At 65.1% G+C, this 16,810-nt stretch carries 14 protein-coding genes; 12 read left to right on the top strand and 2 right to left on the bottom strand.

The window, feature by feature from the left end:
- Positions 1–31 precede the first annotated feature (31 nt).
- On the top strand, positions 32–427 hold the full coding sequence (locus tag QNO26_RS08700; RefSeq protein ID WP_257530478.1) for a hypothetical protein: 396 nt from the start codon (positions 32–34) through the stop codon (positions 425–427).
- A gap of 18 nt (positions 428–445) precedes the next feature.
- Here QNO26_RS08700 and map read toward each other — a convergent pair whose 3' ends face one another.
- Positions 446–1,228, bottom strand: a complete 783-nt coding sequence (map, locus tag QNO26_RS08695) for a type I methionyl aminopeptidase (protein WP_257530480.1) — start codon at positions 1,226–1,228, stop codon at positions 446–448.
- 95 nt (positions 1,229–1,323) lie between these two features.
- On the opposite strand from map, the gene QNO26_RS08690 reads away from it, so the two are divergent.
- From QNO26_RS08690 to QNO26_RS08640, 11 genes are all read left to right on the top strand, one after another.
- On the top strand, positions 1,324–1,815 hold the full coding sequence (locus QNO26_RS08690) for an MFS transporter permease (protein ID WP_257530482.1): 492 nt from the start codon (positions 1,324–1,326) through the stop codon (positions 1,813–1,815).
- 158 nt (positions 1,816–1,973) lie between these two features.
- A complete protein-coding gene (gene rplS, locus QNO26_RS08685) occupies positions 1,974–2,321 on the top strand; it encodes a 50S ribosomal protein L19 (protein WP_257530519.1) in 348 nt (115 codons plus the stop codon).
- Between the two features lie 140 nt (positions 2,322–2,461).
- Positions 2,462–3,220, top strand: coding sequence for a signal peptidase I (gene lepB, locus QNO26_RS08680; protein WP_374679374.1), 759 nt, complete (start codon positions 2,462–2,464; stop codon positions 3,218–3,220).
- Positions 3,217–3,876, top strand: coding sequence for a ribonuclease HII (gene rnhB, locus QNO26_RS08675; RefSeq protein WP_257530486.1), 660 nt, complete (start codon positions 3,217–3,219; stop codon positions 3,874–3,876). The genes lepB and rnhB overlap by 4 nt, the downstream gene beginning before the upstream one ends.
- Positions 3,877–3,899: 23 nt before the next feature.
- Complete coding sequence (locus QNO26_RS08670) at positions 3,900–4,223, top strand: DUF2469 family protein (protein ID WP_257493299.1); 324 nt, start codon at positions 3,900–3,902, stop codon at positions 4,221–4,223.
- Between the two features lie 97 nt (positions 4,224–4,320).
- Positions 4,321–4,683 (top strand): YraN family protein, encoded by a 363-nt coding sequence (locus QNO26_RS08665; protein ID WP_257530488.1) that lies wholly within the window; start codon positions 4,321–4,323, stop codon positions 4,681–4,683.
- Positions 4,680–6,158 (top strand): YifB family Mg chelatase-like AAA ATPase, encoded by a 1,479-nt coding sequence (locus tag QNO26_RS08660; RefSeq protein ID WP_257638455.1) that lies wholly within the window; start codon positions 4,680–4,682, stop codon positions 6,156–6,158. The genes QNO26_RS08665 and QNO26_RS08660 overlap by 4 nt, the downstream gene beginning before the upstream one ends.
- 140 nt (positions 6,159–6,298) lie before the next feature.
- A complete protein-coding gene (locus tag QNO26_RS08655) occupies positions 6,299–7,900 on the top strand; it encodes a class I SAM-dependent DNA methyltransferase (RefSeq protein ID WP_257638454.1) in 1,602 nt (533 codons plus the stop codon).
- 55 nt (positions 7,901–7,955) lie between these two features.
- Entirely contained in the window at positions 7,956–9,068 is a 1,113-nt protein-coding gene (locus tag QNO26_RS08650) for a restriction endonuclease subunit S (RefSeq protein ID WP_257638453.1), read from the top strand.
- Positions 9,069–9,076: 8 nt separating this feature from the next.
- Positions 9,077–12,241, top strand: coding sequence for a type I restriction endonuclease subunit R (locus QNO26_RS08645; RefSeq protein WP_257638452.1), 3,165 nt, complete (start codon positions 9,077–9,079; stop codon positions 12,239–12,241).
- Positions 12,231–16,034, top strand: a complete 3,804-nt coding sequence (locus tag QNO26_RS08640) for an ATP-binding cassette domain-containing protein (protein ID WP_257638451.1) — start codon at positions 12,231–12,233, stop codon at positions 16,032–16,034. Before QNO26_RS08645 ends, QNO26_RS08640 begins: the two co-directional genes overlap by 11 nt.
- Positions 16,035–16,483: 449 nt before the next feature.
- Here QNO26_RS08640 and QNO26_RS08635 read toward each other — a convergent pair whose 3' ends face one another.
- On the bottom strand, positions 16,484–16,768 hold the full coding sequence (locus QNO26_RS08635) for a helix-turn-helix transcriptional regulator (protein WP_257638450.1): 285 nt from the start codon (positions 16,766–16,768) through the stop codon (positions 16,484–16,486).
- Positions 16,769–16,810: the final 42 nt, after the last annotated feature.

Here is a 16,810-nt window from a genome sequence, read left to right as displayed (position 1 = left end):
GTCCGACCCGCCGCCCCGCTAGGGTGGCGAAATGCCCTTCGCCCTTGCGCTGACGATCGTGCTGGCCGCGCTGGCCCTGTTCCAGCTCGCACTCGCGCTCGGCGCGCCGATCGGGCGCTTCGCCTGGGGCGGGCAGCACCGGGTCCTGCCGGCGCGGCTGCGCATGGGAAGCATCGTGGCGATCGTGATCTACGCCGTCATCGTCGTGATCGCCTTCGACCGCGTCGACATGATCGACGTGGTGCCCTCGACGTTCTCGACCATCGCGATGTGGGTCATCACGGCGTACTTCGCGGTCGGGATCGTGATGAACGGCGTCTCACGCAGCCGGCCGGAGCGCTACACGATGGTGCCCGTCGCGGCCGTGCTCGCCGCGCTCAGCCTGCTGATCGCACTCGGCTACGGACGGATGGCGGTCGCCGCCTGAGGCGCGGCGCGTCCGCTCTCAGTCGACGCCGAGGAAGGAGCGGTCAGTCAGCACGATCGGACCCTCCGCGGTGACCGCGATGGTGTGCTCGGAGTGCGCGCCTCGGGAACCGTCGACGCTGCGCAGCGTCCAGCCGTCCGGGTCGGTGATGAGCTCGTCGGTGGTCTGCAGGAACCAGGGCTCCAGCGCGAGCACGAGCCCGGGGCGCAGCGGATAGCCGCGACCGGGCTTGCCGTCATTGGGCACGTGGGGGTCGCCGTGCATGGTGCGCCCGACGCCGTGCCCGCCGAAGTCGGTGTTGATGGAATATCCGTCGCCGTGAGCGACCTGGGCCACGGCGTGGGAGATGTCGCCCACCCGGTTGCCGACGGTGGCGGCGGCGATCGCCGCATCCAGCGCCCGCTCGGTGGTGTCGATGAGGGCGAGGTCCTCGTCGCGCGGCGTGCCCACCACGAACGACACGGCCGAATCGGCGACCCAGCCGTCGACGGCGACGGCGAAGTCCAGCGTCACGAGATCGCCGTCGCGCAGCGCGTAGTCGTGGGGGAGACCGTGCAGCACCGCGTCGTTGACCGAGGTGCAGATGACCTTGCCGAATGGACTGGCGCCGAACGAGGGGTGGTAGTCGATGTAGCAGGACTCCGCGCCGGCGCGGCGGATCATGTCGTGGGCGCGGCGGTCGATCGCGAGCAGGTTCGTGCCCACCTTCGTCTCGTCGCGCAGGGTCGTGAGCACCTCGGCCACGAATCGGCCGGCGGGGCGCATCGCGTCGATCTCGGCGGGTGTGCGCAGCTCGATCATCGGTTTCCTTCCGTCGTCTTCCATTCTCGCCGATGATGCGCACGCCGCGGGCGCATACGGTGCCCGGCATGCGGGGCAGGCGTAGCATCGGAGACATGTGGCTGCGACGGGCGTTCTTTCTCTGGCTGCTGCCTGCGGCCTTCGTGCTGCCGCTGTGGCTGCTGGTCGGCTGGGGCGTCTTCGATGCCGGCGGCTTCGCCTTCGTGTGGGCCCTGTTCATCGCCGTACCCGCGGTCTTCCTCGTCGAACTGGCCCTGATGCTGCTGGTGCGGGCGCGGGGGACGGTGCGCGCGGAGCGGGCGGTGTCGTGGTGGGACGTGCTCGGCTTCGGCCTCTGGCACCTGTCGGTGATCTCACTCGGCTGGTACGGCCCGGCGTGGATCGCCCAGGCGTTCGGCTCCGCCGCCCTCGCGGTCGGTCTGTTCTGGCTGCTGCTGTGGCAGCTGTGGTCCGAGAGCGGCCCCCGCATCACGCTGATGCGCACCCAGGGCGGCGCCGCGTTCATCCCTGCTCCGGAGGAGCGCGTGGAGCCCGAGGCCCCCGAGGTGGTCGTCATCGAGGAGAAGCGCACGCCCCCGAGCGTCTGATGGTTTGGCCGGGGGGTCGCGGCATGGCAGAATGGATCTTCGTGCCCTGAAGGTCTCTGCCTCAGGGGAGCGGACCGCGCAGTCGGTCCCGGGGCACCGACTTTCTTTTACTCCTCTATCTCGCGGTCGACCTGTGGCGGCTGCAGGAAGTGACGATCATGCAGATCCTCGACTCTGTCGACGCAGCATCCCTGCGCTCGGACATCCCCCAGTTCGGCCCCGGTGACACCGTCAAGGTGCACGTCAACATCACCGAGGGAAACCGCTCGCGTATCCAGATCTTCCAGGGCGTCGTGCTCGGTCGCTCGGGAGATGGTGTGCGCGAGACCTTCACCGTCCGCAAGATCAGCTTCCAGGTCGGCGTGGAGCGCACCTTCCCGGTGCACAGCCCGGTGATCGACCACATCGAGGTCGTCACCCGTGGTGACGTGCGTCGCGCGAAGCTGTACTACCTGCGCAACCTCCGCGGCAAGAAGGCCAAGATCAAGGAGAAGCGCGACCGCTGATCGTGCTCTCACGACGGATGCCCTGGGTCTCGTGCCCGGGGCATCCGTCGTCTCCGCCCGCGTCGTACACCGCGGGTCCAGGTGGAATGTGCGACGCTTGAGCGCGCGAACGCCCGTGGTCGGCGGGCGGCGGAAGAGGAATGTCGATGACGGCTGAGCAGATGGTGCCGCCACAGGAACCTGCGGCGCATCGCCGCCGAGGATGGTGGCCGTTCCTGCGCGATGTGCTCGTCATCGTGCTGATCGCGGTCGTCGTGTCGTTCCTGGTGAAGACCTTCGTCGTCCGCTCGTTCTACATCCCGTCGGGGTCGATGCAGCAGACGCTGCAGATCGAGGACCGCATCCTGGTCGATGAGCTGTCGCCACGGTTCGGCGGCTACGACCGCGGCGACGTCGTGGTCTTCCGCGACCCGGGCGGCTGGCTCCCCGTCACGCCGGAACCGGAGCGCGCTCCGCTGGCGGCTGCGGTGGACGCTGCCATGGGCTTCATCGGCCTCTCTGCGCCCGATAGCAAGGATCACCTGATCAAGCGCATCGTCGGGCTTCCCGGAGACAGGGTGGTGTGCTGCAACGTGCTCGGGCAGCTGACCGTCAACGGCGTGCCGATCGACGAGAAGCCCTACCTGAATCTGCTCGCCGGCGAGAACGCCCCGAAGGTGGTGGAGTTCGACGTCGTCGTGCCCGAAGGATCTCTCTGGGTGCTGGGCGACAACCGCGACCACTCCCGCGACTCGCGGTACAACGTGGACCAGCCCGGCAAGGGTTTCGTTCCGATCGAGAACGTCGTCGGCCGGGCGTTCCTCATCACGTGGCCGCTGGACCGGCTCGGGCTGATCGACGGCCAGCACGACGTGTTCGCCGGCATCCCGAGCTCTGATCCGGAGTCGACCGAGCCGTGACCGTCGTCGAGCCCCGACTGACCCTCGAGCGACGTCTGCTGCGCGAGCACCCGCTGGTGATCGCGTGCGACGAGGTCGGCCGAGGTGCCCTCGCCGGTCCTGTGGCCGTCGGTGCCGTGGCGATGGATGCGGCGCGCGCCCGCCGTCGCATCCCCGAGGGGCTGCGCGATTCCAAGCTCGTGCCCGCCGCGCGCCGTGCCGACGTCGCCGCGCGCGCCGCCGGCTGGGTGCAGGCCTCGGCCGTGGGCTGGGCCAGTCCCGCCGAGGTCGACCAGGTCGGCATCATCCGCGCCCTGGGCCTGGCGGCACTGCGCGCCATCACGCAGCTGACCGCGCACGGCGTCGTCGCAGAGGAGGCGCTGGTGCTGCTCGACGGCAACCACGACTACATCACCCCCGCCGGGGGAACCGGACTGAACGTGCGACCGGTGGTGAAGGCCGACCGCGACTGTGCGAGCGCCGCCGCGGCATCCGTCATCGCCAAGGTGGCCCGCGACGCGCACATGACGACCCTCCACGACGAGTGGCCGGACTATCAGTGGGCGCGCAACAAGGGCTACGCGAGCCTGGAACACCGGGAGGCGATCCGTGCCATCGGCCTGAGCTCCCATCACCGAGCGTCGTGGGCGATCGCGGAAGCGCCGACGCTGTTCTGACCCGGGCCTAGGATGGAGTCACCATGGATGACGAGGGCTTCGAGGACTACGACCGCGAACTTGAGCTGGCGCTGTATCGCGAGTACCGCGATGTCGTGTCGCAGTTCGCGTACGTCATCGAGACCGAGCGCCGGTTCTACCTCGCCAACGAGGTGAACGTGGTGCGTCGTGACACCGAGCACGACTTCTACTTCGAGATCTCGATGACCGACGTGTGGGTGTGGGACATCTACCGCGCCGACCGGTTCGTGAAGTCGGTGCGTGTGCTGACATTCAAGGACGTCAACGTCGAGGAGCTGACGCGGCGGGACTTCCACCTGCCCGAGGAGCTCTCGCTCGATTCCTGAGGCCGGCGCCTTCTCCTCAGGCGCCGATCGGACCTGAGCGTCCACGGCGCGCCGATGCGCCCCCGCGCGGCCGGCCACAGCGCGCCACGATCGCTGCATGGCAGCCAAGGACGAGCGTGGGCGAGCGGGTGAGGCGCGAGCGGCGCGGCACCTGCAGGATGCCGGGTGGCAGGTGCTCGACCGCAACTGGCGGTGCGCGCAGGGCGAGCTGGATCTGATCGCAGCCCGAGGCGGCGAGCTGATCCTCGTCGAGGTGAAGACCCGGCGCTCCGACGCCTTCGGGCACCCGTTGGAAGCGGTGGACGAACGCAAGCGCCGGCGCCTCTGGCAGGTGGCGTACGCGTGGATGGCCGCCCATCCCGATGTCGTGCAGGGGCGGATGCTCCGACTCGATGTGATCGCGATCACGGGGGACGATCCGGCCACGGCGGTGCTCGAGCATCTGCAGGACCTGCGATGACCGTCGCGCGCACCTGGTCCGTCGCCCTCACCGGGCTCGACGGCGCACTCGTCGAGGTCGAGGCCGACCTGTCACGCCAGACGCCGGACTTCAAGATCATCGGACTCCCGGACAAGGCGCTCGGTGAGGCGCACCAGCGCGTGCACAATGCCTGCGAGAACAGCGGCGTGCAGCTGCCGCGGCGGCGGATCACAGTGAACCTCTCACCGGCGAGCCTGCCCAAGCAGGGCGCCGGGTTCGACCTGGCCATCGCCGTCGCGGCGCTGGCCACCGAACAGAGCCTCGACCCCCGATCGCTTCGGGCCACCGTGCACCTCGGGGAGCTGGGGCTGGACGGACGGCTGCGACCGGTCCCCGGGGTGCTGCCGGCCGTGCTCGCCGCGGCGCGCGCCGGCATCACCCGCGTGGCCGTGCCGCACGCGAACCGCGCCGAGGCGGAGCTGGTCGAGGGGATGGAGGTGCTCGGCGCTGTCAGCCTGCTGCAGGTGCTGCGCTGGCACGGCCTCGACGTCGAAGACCGTGACCTCGTGCCGGTCGGCGCCGCCGAACCCGCCGACGCGCCCGCGCCGGTGCTCGAGCTGGCCGAGGTGATCGGGCAGCGGGATGCGGTCGACGCGATCGTGCTCGCCGCCGCCGGTGGCCACCACGTGCTGATGAGCGGGCCGCCGGGCGCGGGAAAGACCATGCTGGCGCGTCGGCTACCCGGCATCCTGCCCGACCTCGATGACGCTGCGGCACTTCAGGCGGCGTCGGTGCGCTCGCTCAGTGGTGCCGGGGTCGTGCGGCTGGAGCGCACACCGCCGTTTGAGGCGCCGCACCACACCGCCAGCGTCGCCGCCCTCGTCGGCGGGGGAAGCCGTGTGATCCGTCCCGGGGCGATCGCGCGGGCCAGCGGTGGCGTGCTGTTCCTCGATGAGGCGGGCGAGTTCGCCGGCGGCGCCCTCGACGCACTGCGCGAGCCGCTGGAGAACGGGGTCATCCAGATTCAGCGGGCCGGTGCGAGCGCGGTCTTTCCCGCACGATTCCAGCTCGTGGTGCTTTGTGTACGACTGGACAGTGTTTGGTGCGTCGCAGAAGAGACAGCGCCCACATGCAACCGCAGGACGGGGTCGGCTACGGGTCGTCGACTTGCGGTCGTGAGCGGTGACCAGCCGCTGCTGGATCGCTCCAACACCCTCCGGTACGCGGTTGTGGCGGTGGCCTTCCTCGATGAGGAGCCGACGGTGACCCGGCGGCGCCTAACCCGGCTCGGCGTCGTCCTTCAAGCTGGGGGGCGATCCATCATCGAACCATCAAGCCCAGCCCACGTGAGGACTCATGCCATGCTCGGTGCCTTGAACGAACAGCAGTATGCGAAGCAGCGAGCCCGTTGGGGGCCAGACATGACGGCACCGATTCGTGTTGGACGGAGTGGATTTCACGACCGAGCGGACGTCCATACAAATGGCCTGATTAGTGGCCAAGTAGAGAGCTAGTCGACTCGTATTCAGGTTCGATGTCTGGGCCGCTAGATAGCATGAGAATACGTCGACGCGCTGGAGGACTTCCGGCGCGGACGGCGTGAAGGACACCAGTACGACGCCGACTTTGGCTTCGTCAAAGCCTGAGGAGCGCAGTGCCCCCGAAGAACAAGCAGACGCAGTCACTCGAGGAGACCCTCTGGGAGGCAGCAACCGCGCTGCGGTCGTCGATGGACGCGGCTGAGTACAAGCACGTCGTTCTTGGACTGATCTTTCTGAAGTATGTCTCGGACACCTTCATGGTCCGCCACGACGAGCTCGTGCGCCTCGTCAACGACGAGTCCTCGGACTACTTCATGCCCAACGAGGCGGCGAAGCTGTCAATCCTCGAGGACCGGGACGAGTACACGGCCGAAGGTGTCTTCTGGATCCCGGAGGGTCACCGCTGGGCCGACTTGAAGAGGGCTGCCAAGCAGGCGGACATCGGCGGCCGGATCGATAAGGCCATGGAAGCCATCGAGCGGGAGAACCCGAGCCTTAAGGGCGTGTTGCCGAAGACGTTCTCGCGCCAGGAACTCACTCCCGAGATGCTTGGCGGTCTCATTGACGTCTTCTCGCGCAACGATCTGACGGCCGAGGAACACAAGGACCTGGATGTCCTTGGACGTGTCTACGAGTACTTCCTTGGCAAGTTCGCTGGTGGGGAAGGCAAGCGCGGGGGCCAGTACTACACGCCCCGCTCGGTCGTGCAGCTGCTCGTCGAGATGCTCCAGCCGTACCACGGGCGCGTGTACGACCCCGCCTGCGGCTCAGGCGGCATGTTTGTTCAGGCTGACAAGTTCGTCCGGGCGCACGGCGGCACGCACGCGGACATCTCCGTTTATGGCCAGGAGTCGGTCCCGACCACCTGGCGCCTTGCGAAGATGAATCTCGCCCTTCGTGGCATCGAGGCGAACCTCGGCCCGGAGTGGGGGGACTCGTTTCATGCGGACAAGCACCCCGACCTGCGCGCAGACTTCGTCATCGCGAACCCGCCATTCAATGACGACAATTGGAAGGGCGAGAAGCTTCGCCAGGACCGTCGTTGGCAGTACGGCGTCCCTCCGGTGCAGAACGCGAACTTCGCCTGGATCCAGCACATGATGCACCATCTCGCACCGACCGGAACAATGGCCACAGTTCTGGCGAACGGGTCGCTGTCCGGCATGCAGAACGGCGAGGGGGACATTCGAAAGGCGCTCGTGGACGGCGATGTCGTGGAGTGCATCGTGTCGCTCCCGCCGCAGCTATTCTTCGGCACACAGATTCCTGTGTGCATCTGGTTCCTGACTAAGAACAAGAAGGGGATCCCGAACGGCTCGAAGACCCGGAAGCGGGAGAGAGAGACCCTCTTTATCGATGCCCGTCAGGTCGGGTTCATGGAGAGCCGTACTCGACGTGCATTCGATGAGGCCGACCTAAACAGGATCGCCGACGCGTATCACGCGTGGCGGGGTAGTCAAACAAGCAACGGTGAGCCCTACAAGAACATCCCCGGATTCTGCTACTCGGCCACCACAGAGGAGATCTCAAAGCACGGGTACATCCTCACGCCCGGCCGTTACGTTGGCGCTGAGGACGGGGAACAGGATGGCGAGCCGCTGGATCGAAAAATCGTGCGGCTGGCGTCTGCGCTCCGCGCTGGGTTTGAGAAGCGGCAGGAATCGCAGGAAAGAGTGCTCTCGCTTCTCGATTCACTGGGCAGCGCTCATGACTGAGTGGCCCACAGTCGCTTTCGGGGATCTGTACGGCGTCCCATCCAAGAACGGCCTCATGGCTCCCGCAAAGACGCGAGGCTCTGGCGCGCTCCTCGTCAACATGAAAGAGATCTTCGCCTTCGATCTCATCTCTGATCAGAAAATGGAGCGCGCCCCACTGCCCGCTCGAAACCCTGGCCTGTGGCTTCTTCAAGCCGGCGACCTGCTCTTTGCTCGCCAGTCCTTGACCCTGGCAGGTGCTGGGAAAGTATCGATGATCAAGGATGCCCCGGAACCGATGACGTTCGAGAGCCACCTCATTCGCGTTCGTCTCGATCCGACCGTCGCCGACAGCCGGTTCTACTACTACTTCTTCCGTTCGGCTCCCGGGCGCGTCTTGATGGAGTCCATCGTCGAGCAGGTTGCCGCAGCGGGCATCAGGGCAACGGATCTTTCTCGGCTGGCAGTTCCTCATCCGGAGATTGATGAGCAACGGCGAGTCGCTGATCTGCTCAGCTCACTCGATGAGCTGGCGGATCACAACAGGTCTGAAATCGCCAGAATCAGGGAGCTTTCGGCCGCGCTTTACGCCGCCGCCACCAGAAGCCCACAGTGGGTCCCATTCGAGGAAGTAGCTCGACTGAGTCGCGAGGCCGTGAAGGTTGCGGACCTGGACGCAGCGGCGCCGTATGTCGCACTTGAGCACTTCGGCACTGACGGTGAGGGTCTGACTGGATCGGGAAGGTCTGCGGGTATCAGTAGCGGCAAGTCTCGGTTCAAGTCTGGCGACGTTCTATATGGAAAGCTGCGTCCGTATTTTCGCAAGTTTGATCGACCTGGGTTTGACGGGGTCTGCTCGACGGAAATCTGGGTGCTCCGCCCTCAAGAAGGATGGGGTGCGGCAACGGTGAATGCTCTCGTGGCTCGGCCTGAGTTCACTGACTTCGCCATGGCAGGTAGCGGCGGAACCCGCATGCCACGCGCCAGTTGGGCGCATGTGGGCTCGATGCCGACCCCGGTCCCTCCTGCGGAGCTTCGCGGACGGGTGGAGGCACAACTGGAGGAGCTTTGGCGGGCCAGCGTGGATCTTGCCTCCGAAGCCGTTGACGTCACCCGCACGCGCGATGAGCTGCTACCACTCCTGATGTCCGGCAAGGTCCGAGTCGGCGAAAGCTCTGGGGTGGGGTGATGGCGGGCATGACCGAGTACGACCTCGAGCAGATCGTCCTCAGCGATCTGCGCGAGTTGGGCTGGGTGACCGTCCACGGTCCGGCCATCGCCCCGGGCGAGCCGCACGCGGAGCGCTCCGACTACCGCGACACGATCCTCGAAGGTCGCGTCGCCGAGGCTGTCAGACGGCTGAACCCCGAGTTGGCTGGGTCCGCAGTCCAGGATGTCGTCAGCACCATAAAGCGTGCCGAGTCACCGCTCGTCGAGACTGAAAACTGGCGGGCCTACAAGTACCTCCTCGAGGGGGTGCCGGTCGAGTACCGTGACGACGAAGGGGCCCTGCGCACCGTTCGTGCTTGGCTCGTCGACTGGGAAGACGTCGAGAACAATGATCTGATCGCGGTCAGTCAGTTCACGATTATGGGGCCGAAGCACGAGCGCCGGCCGGATGTGATCTTGTTCGTCAATGGCCTGCCCATGGCCCTTTTCGAGCTCAAGCGCCCCGGCAAGGAGTACGCCAGCGTTAAGGGTGCGTACCGCCAGACGCAGACATACCGCGCGCAGATCCCCGATGTCTTCAAGTGGAACCAGATCACGGTCGTCTCAGATGGTCTGTTCGCCAAGGCTGGCTCCTTCTCGGCCCCGTGGAACCACTGGGCGCCGTGGAAGACCATCGACGGTGTCGTGAAGGACCCGAAACACCCCGCAGGCTATAAGCTGCCGGAAATCGAGGTCCTGACGAAGGGACTCTTCCGCCCGGAGGTGTTCTTCGACCTCTGCCGCAACTACATCGCGACCTATGGCGACGGCGAGCACACCCGCAAGGCCGTCGCGAAGTACCACCAGTACTGGGCGGTTAAGAAGGCCGTTGACGAGACGCTGCGCGCCGTCGACGGTGACGGCCGCATCGGTGTCGTCTGGCACACCCAGGGCTCAGGCAAGTCGCTGGAGATGGCCTACTACGCCGGAAAAGTCATGCGCGCCCCGGGTATGCAGAATCCGACGATCATCGTGTTGACCGACCGTAATGACCTCGACGACCAGCTGCTTGACGACACCTTCGCCTCCTCCAAGATCGGTTCCCCCCTGCCGGAAGCGCCGGTCCAGGCCGACTCCCGCGCGCATCTCAAGGAGTTGCTGGCTGGTCGAGAGTCCGGCGGCATTGTATTCACGACGATCCAGAAGTTCGGGCTCTCCAAGGCCGACCGCGATGCTGGTCGGAAGTTCCCGTTGCTCTCGGATCGCCAAAACATCGTGGTGATGGTCGACGAGGCGCACCGCTCGAACTACGACGTCATAGACGGCTTCGCGCGGCACCTACGCGACGCACTCCCACACGCGTCGTTCATCGGCTTCACCGGCACTCCCATCGACGAGCGCGACCGCTCCACGATGGAGATCTTCGGTACGACCATCGACGTGTACGACATGACCGACGCCCAGGAGGACGGCGCGACGGTCAAGGTCTACTACGAGCCCCGCCTCGCGCGGATCGAGCTGCCCGAGGCTGCCCGCGAGGAGATCGATTCGGAGTTCGAAGAGATTATCGAGGAGGCTAGCGAGGGCGTCGATGAGAAGTTGAAGTCCAAGTGGGCGAAGGTCGAGGCCATCGTCGGCTCCGAGAAACGGATCGCCGAGCTCGCCGCCGACATCGTCGAGCACTGGGAGGCCAGGCGCGACGTGCTCACGGGTAAGGCCATGGTCGTGACGATGTCTCGGCGCATCGCGGTCGACCTGTACGACGCGATTGTGAAGATCCGCCCGGACTGGCATGACGACGACGACGACAAGGGCGTCATTAAGACCGTCATCACCGGCAATGCGACCGACCCCGCCGAGTTCCAACCGCACATCCGCAACAAGAAGATGCGCAACTCGATGAAGGCCCGCGCTAGTGCCGCTGAAGACCCGCTCGAGCTTGTGATCGTGCGCGACATGTGGCTCACTGGCTTCGACTCGCCACCTATGCACACAATGTACGTGGACAAGCCGATGCGCGGCGCGTCGCTGATGCAGGCCATCACCCGCGTGAACCGTACGTTCAAGGACAAGCCGGCCGGCTTGGTCGTCGACTACATCGGAATCGCGGAGAACCTGCGCGACGCCCTGCAGACCTACACCAAGCGCGACAAGGATGGCCGAGCGATTGGCGACGACGTGCGCCGCTCGGCGATCCCGGAGATGCTCGCCGAGCACAGCGTCGTGTCCGACATGCTCCACGGCATCGACTGGGTGACAATCCTGGGCTCCGGCAGCGAGAAAGCCTTCCTGCACGCGGTGGCGGCAATCGTTGACCACCTGCTCGAGTCCGAGCGCGAGCAGATCGACGCTTCGCACGGCGACGCCGGCGAGTTCGAAGGCGAGGAGGGGCATTCGCTCAAGCAGCGTTTCATGGCGCACATGCGCCGACTCAAGCAGCTCTACACACTGGTGCCGACCTCGGACGAGGCCGAGGCGATCCGCGACGACGTCGCCTTCTTCGACGCAGTCCGCCAGTCGATTGCCAAGATCGAGGGCGCCGACCGGCCCTCGGCGGACGACGACGCAGCGCTCGACACCGCGGTCCGCCAGATCGTCAGCCATCACATGGCCGGGTCCGGCGTCATAGATATATACGCGGAGGCCGGACTCGGAAAGCCCGATATCTCGCTGATCAACGACGCCTTCGCGAAGCAGTTCGAGACCGCTGACAACCAGACCCTTCAGCTAGAGATGATTCGGCGCCTGATCAACCAGGAAGTGAAGGTCATCGCCAAGCGCAACGTCGTCGCGGGGCGTCAGTTCTCGGAAATGCTTGCCGAGGCGCTGAACCGCTACCAGAACCGCGCCATCGACGCGGCGCAGGTCGTTGCGGAGATCGTCGAGATCGCCAAGCAGATCAAGGCGCAGCGCGAGCGCGGTGAACGCACCGGCCTCTCCGAGGACGAACTCGCGTTCTACGACGCGCTGTCTTCCAACGAAGCTGCGAAGCTCGTGATGGAGGAGGGCCTCATGAAGCAGATCGCCCACGAGCTGACCGAGATCGTGCGTAACGATGCAAAGACGGATTGGAACCTCAAGGAGACCGTGCGAGCTAAGCTGCGCACGCGCATCAAGAGGCTCCTGCTCAAGCACGGCTATCCGCCGGACCAGGAGGTCACCGCGACCGAACTGATCCTCAAGCAGGCGGAGGCGACCGCTGGTGAGCAGTGACACAAGAGAACTGAGCTTCGGCACGGAAGGTCGTGCCGCATCCGGCGAGGCACCTGGCGCCGCCATCAACGCAACACCCGGTGCAGGCTCGCCCAATAAGGACCTCAAGCTCCGGACGCTCGCTCCCGAGTACAAAGACGCGCACCACAGCGTCTACGTGCGGCACCTCGAGAATGCCGTTCAGGAGAGGAGGAACCGGAACATCGCCCTCACCGGCCGCTACGGCGCCGGTAAGTCGAGCGTGCTCGACCAGTTCGAACGAAATCACCGCGACAAGACCGTCCGCATCAGCATTAGTACGCTCGGGCCGGACGACGATGATGAAGACCTGACGAACCGAATACAGAAGGAGCTCGTCAAGCAGCTCGTCTACCGCCTCCGGCCCGGCCAGGTCCGCCGCTCCAGGTTCGCACGCCCCAAGCCGCTCACACGGTGGCGAGCCTTCGCCCAAGCGTTGAGCGTCACAGTCATCGGCCTTTCGTTGCTCTGGCTGCTCGGAGTGCGCCCTGCGAACGGCTGGCCGGGGGATGGGCTGACGACCGAGGCTCAGGTCTTGCTGGGGCTGGCCTTCTTCTGCTTCGTTCTCTGCGGGGCGTGGGGATTGCGATGGGTGATCGGCGACAGGATCGTCTCCGAGGTGACCACTGGTAGCACGAAGATTGCGCTCGGCGATGGACCGACGACCTATTTCGACAGCTTCCTCGACGAGATCGTCGCCTTTTTCGACGCGGTGGAGCCAGATTTCGTGATCTTCGAGGATCTCGACCGATTCGATGACCCGCAGATCTTCGACTCCCTGCGTGAACTCAACACACTGATCAACGCCTCGGCGCATTGGAAGGACAGGGCGAAACCGCTCCGCTTCATCTATGCGATCAAGGACAGTCTCTTCGAGCAGCTTGGCGCGGAGCCAGGGCCCGAGGACGAGGACCCGAAAGAAGGGAAATCCGAATCCCGGAACTTGCTGGACGAGACGGGCCCAGACCGGAACGCGGCGGAGGGGAAGGAGACTTCTGCTGCGAGGACCGCGGTCAAGGCAAAACTGGACGTCGCCGCCGAGGCTGTTCGTCGAGCAAACCGCACGAAATTCTTCGAACTAGTCATCCCAATCGTGCCGTTCCTCTCTCACCGGAACGCGCGCGATCACCTGGCTGACGCGCTGCGCGACCTTGGGTTCCCGAAGGACTTCGTCTCCCGTCCGCTGCTCGATCTGGTCGCACGCGACACCACAGACATGCGCCTGATGATCAACATCTGCAACGAGTTCGCAGTATTCGTCGAGCGTCTCCTCTGGACCGGAACGCCTGCACCAGGCATGACCGCCGACCACCTCTTCGCGCTCGTTGCGTACAAGAACTTTCATATGGCCGATTTTGAGGACATCGCACAGTCCACGAGCACCTTGGACGTACTTGAACGGCATCATCGGGACGACGTCCGCTCCCTGATTGAGCGATTGCAGGCTGCTCGCCGGGACCGCGCAAGGGTTGAGGAGCTACGCAAGCGCAGGAATGAAACAGCGGCGATCCTGGGCCGCCGTCTGCGCGACATGAACGGCGTGTTTCCCAACCAGCGGAGACGGGCGTTCACGCTCAGCGTTGGCGAATGGAGCGGTGTATTCGATGATGTCGACACGGTCGAGTTCTGGGCTAACGTGGCCAAAACGAAGTCGATCACGATCCAGGAGCTGCACGTCGGATCCGTGACCACCACCGCCGAACAGATTGAACGCCTCTTCCCGGAGCTTGACAGTCCCGCCACCTGGCTCGCCCCGGATCCGGCAGAGCACGAGCGTCTCCGTCGACGCTACGACGAGGACATCGCGACGCTGCGTGGTGCCGACTTTGTTGAGCTCGCCGGATACGAGCGCGTTCCGAAGGACCTGATGCGGTTCGAACAGCGGATTACGGACGAACTCCAGTCCAAGCTCGCTTGTGATCTCGTTCGTCGGGGCTTCATCACACGGAACTACGCCGAGTACTCAGCGATTTTCTATGGCAGCTTTGTTGGGGTCGACGTGGCCTATTTCTACAACCACAGCGTCCAGCCGAACGAGATGTATCTCGACTACCACTTCACATCGAAGAACGCCGTACGTAATCTGCTCGAGCAAGTGCCTTCCGACTTCACGAGCACCGTGAGCGCGCTGAATATCGAGGTGGTCGACTACCTGTTGACCCACCGACCCGAGGGGGCGAAGGAGGTCGCGGCGTACTTGGCGTCCCACGAGACGCACGAGGATGTGAAGGCATTCCTGGACGCCTATTTCAACACGCCTGACGCACAGCACTCGGCGCTCGTCGGGCACCTCGCTGCGCACCCATGGCGCTCCCTGTTCGAGCACTTGGCTGGGCATCCCGCGATGCCAGACGTGGAGACACGGCTGAGGATGTTCGACGTGGCTCTTTTGGGGGCGCGGTCCGTCGACTCTTACGAGCTCGGCGAGGCAGCAACGGAGCTCCTTGACCTCTATCACCCACGTATGGAGGCCATCACCGCGTCGCACGCGTCAGCTCAAACCGAGCGGGTCTTCGAGATCCTCGAGGCAGTCGAACTCGTCATCCCCGATCTGAGCCCGATGGCCAGGCCGCTACGCGAGCGCATTGTGACCGCGCACATGTACGAAATCAGCGTCCCAAACCTGAAGCTAGCGCTTCGCATCGACAACGCTCCAACACTCGACGAGGTTAGGAAGAACGAGCACGTGTGGTCGCACTGCCGCTCGCGGATCGACGACTACCTCCAGGCGATGCAGTCGGACAAGTCCGACGGAAGCTTGGTCCTCTCAGAGCGGGTGCTCATCGACGTCCTCAACGAGCAGGTGAACTCTTGGACGGACGAGCAGCTGCAGACGGTCATCGACGGCAGCGCTGTCGGCGTGATGATCGCTGACCTCCAGGATGTTCCGGAATCTTGCTGGCCCATGCTGGCGGAGTCGCGACTTATCTCGCCGTCTGCCGCGAACGCAGTAGCGTACGAGGGTGCATACGGCGTCGATCAGCATCTTGCTGGCCTCTTGGCGCCAGGCGCTGCTGGGCCCGTCGAACTGCAGGCAGTCGATGACTTGGACGACGATGCGCGGGCTGGGTTCGCAGTCAGCCTGTTGAATGCTTATGAGCACTTGACGGCAGAAGCCCGAGTGGCGTTGGCCGCTCAAGTGTCGCCCGCCGACGGCTTCGACCTGGTCTCCGTCGCGCCCAGTCAGGATCAGCTTCTGGCTCGGGGCCTAGAAGCAGGGCTATTCGTGGATGACCTGGCGACTTTCTCTCATTTTGCGCCTGGTGGGTGGAAGGCCATGTCCGAGGCCTTCGACGCTTCGAAGAACGTCTCAGAGTTCATGTCGCCGGCGATCCTGCAGGGCTTCGTCGCCGAGTTCCTCAGCGGGACAACGCCTAAGCGCTTGAGGGGCATGGTGGTGGACGGGCTTGCGCAGTACGTCCCAGACGATGACGCGCCGGCACTCCGGGCCGCCGGCGAGTTCGCCCGTGCGGAATCAGTCAAGCTGCCGCTCGACGAGGTTCAGCGGATTGCGCGCGTCACAAAGGCTGCGGGCGCTGTCATGCGCCAGCTGGTGCTCTCGGCAAAGGATCTCTCTCCGGCTGGCGTTGTCGAGATTCTCGTCGCCCTCGGAACCCCCTACGACAAGCTTGCCGAAGGACCCGGCTCGAAGTTCGACTATCCCGGGAACGTTCCGTCCATCGACACCGTGTTCAAGCGCCTCGAAGAGGCGGGTCGAATCAAGATTACGAAGAAGGCCATCGGATCGGGGCGCAGTGTGGAGGTCCTCGCTTAACGAGCGCCGACCCGGAAACGCCTGAACCGTCAAGCAGCGCCCCCGTCTGGTCCGCCGCTACTCGCGGGTGATCTCGCCCCAACGGATCTCCTACGCGAAAAGCGCCCTCGCAGCACTCAAGGTCCCTTTGGCCATACGCACCCCGACGATCTCCTGCGACCGCGACCGCTTGCGCGTAGGCGGCGCTTTGGTCGTCACAAGGGGCTTCACGCCGGCGTCCATCACCTAACGGCGCTGCGGCAACCGCAGGGTCTCCGGGGCCATCCCCACCATTCCGGCGACGTGACGGCTCGCGCTCGTCATCCTTGGTGACCGGCCCCTGGACTCTGCGAGCATCCTGAGCGCCCCCGTCACACATCGCCGGTGGGCCGGTTCAATAGCTGACTGGTCCTACTAGGGGGTGGCCGGACGGTTGGAAGTTGTCTGCATCAGCTCGGTGGTTCGCTGACTCAGCGAACACGAAGATCAGGCGCTTCGTCGGGCAGCATCGCGTGAAGTGGGATTTCGAGAACCTGGGCAATGGCGAGCATTGACCGCAGAGTGGGGTTGGCCGCCGTACCGGGTCGTGACTCGCCCTTTTCGTACTTCTGATAGGTGTATCGCGACATTCCGGCGCGGTAGGCGACCTGCTCCTGACTGAGTCCCGAACGAAGGCGGGCCCGCTGCAACTCCGTCCCGAGACGTTCTGCGTAGACGCTCCAATCGGCATCGGTGCGGTCGTCTCTCCGGGTCACTCGACAAGCCTGGCTAGCGAGCGTTTTCGGTACTGCCTAGTC

The sequence above is a fragment of the Microbacterium sp. zg-Y1090 genome (assembly GCF_030246945.1).
Classification (GTDB): domain Bacteria; phylum Actinomycetota; class Actinomycetes; order Actinomycetales; family Microbacteriaceae; genus Microbacterium; species Microbacterium wangruii.
The sequence above is the reverse complement of the archived record's forward strand: the minus strand, read 5'-3'. Positions and strand labels throughout refer to the sequence as shown.

Bases quoted from the DNA above. Each gene is read 5' to 3' on its own strand.
- QNO26_RS08650 (WP_257638453.1), top strand. From the start codon at position 7,956: ATGGCTCCCGCAAAGACGCGAGGCTCTGGCGCGCTCCTCGTCAACATG.
- QNO26_RS08645 (WP_257638452.1), top strand. From the start codon at position 9,077: ATGACCGAGTACGACCTCGAGCAGATCGTCCTCAGCGATCTGCGCGAG.
- map (WP_257530480.1), bottom strand. From the start codon at position 1,228: ATGATCGAGCTGCGCACACCCGCCGAGATCGACGCGATGCGCCCCGCC.
- QNO26_RS08660 (WP_257638455.1), top strand. From the start codon at position 4,680: ATGACCGTCGCGCGCACCTGGTCCGTCGCCCTCACCGGGCTCGACGGC.
- QNO26_RS08700 (WP_257530478.1), top strand. From the start codon at position 32: ATGCCCTTCGCCCTTGCGCTGACGATCGTGCTGGCCGCGCTGGCCCTG.
- rplS (WP_257530519.1), top strand. From the start codon at position 1,974: ATGCAGATCCTCGACTCTGTCGACGCAGCATCCCTGCGCTCGGACATC.
- QNO26_RS08665 (WP_257530488.1), top strand. From the start codon at position 4,321: ATGGCAGCCAAGGACGAGCGTGGGCGAGCGGGTGAGGCGCGAGCGGCG.
- lepB (WP_374679374.1), top strand. From the start codon at position 2,462: ATGTCGATGACGGCTGAGCAGATGGTGCCGCCACAGGAACCTGCGGCG.
- QNO26_RS08690 (WP_257530482.1), top strand. From the start codon at position 1,324: ATGTGGCTGCGACGGGCGTTCTTTCTCTGGCTGCTGCCTGCGGCCTTC.
- QNO26_RS08670 (WP_257493299.1), top strand. From the start codon at position 3,900: ATGGATGACGAGGGCTTCGAGGACTACGACCGCGAACTTGAGCTGGCG.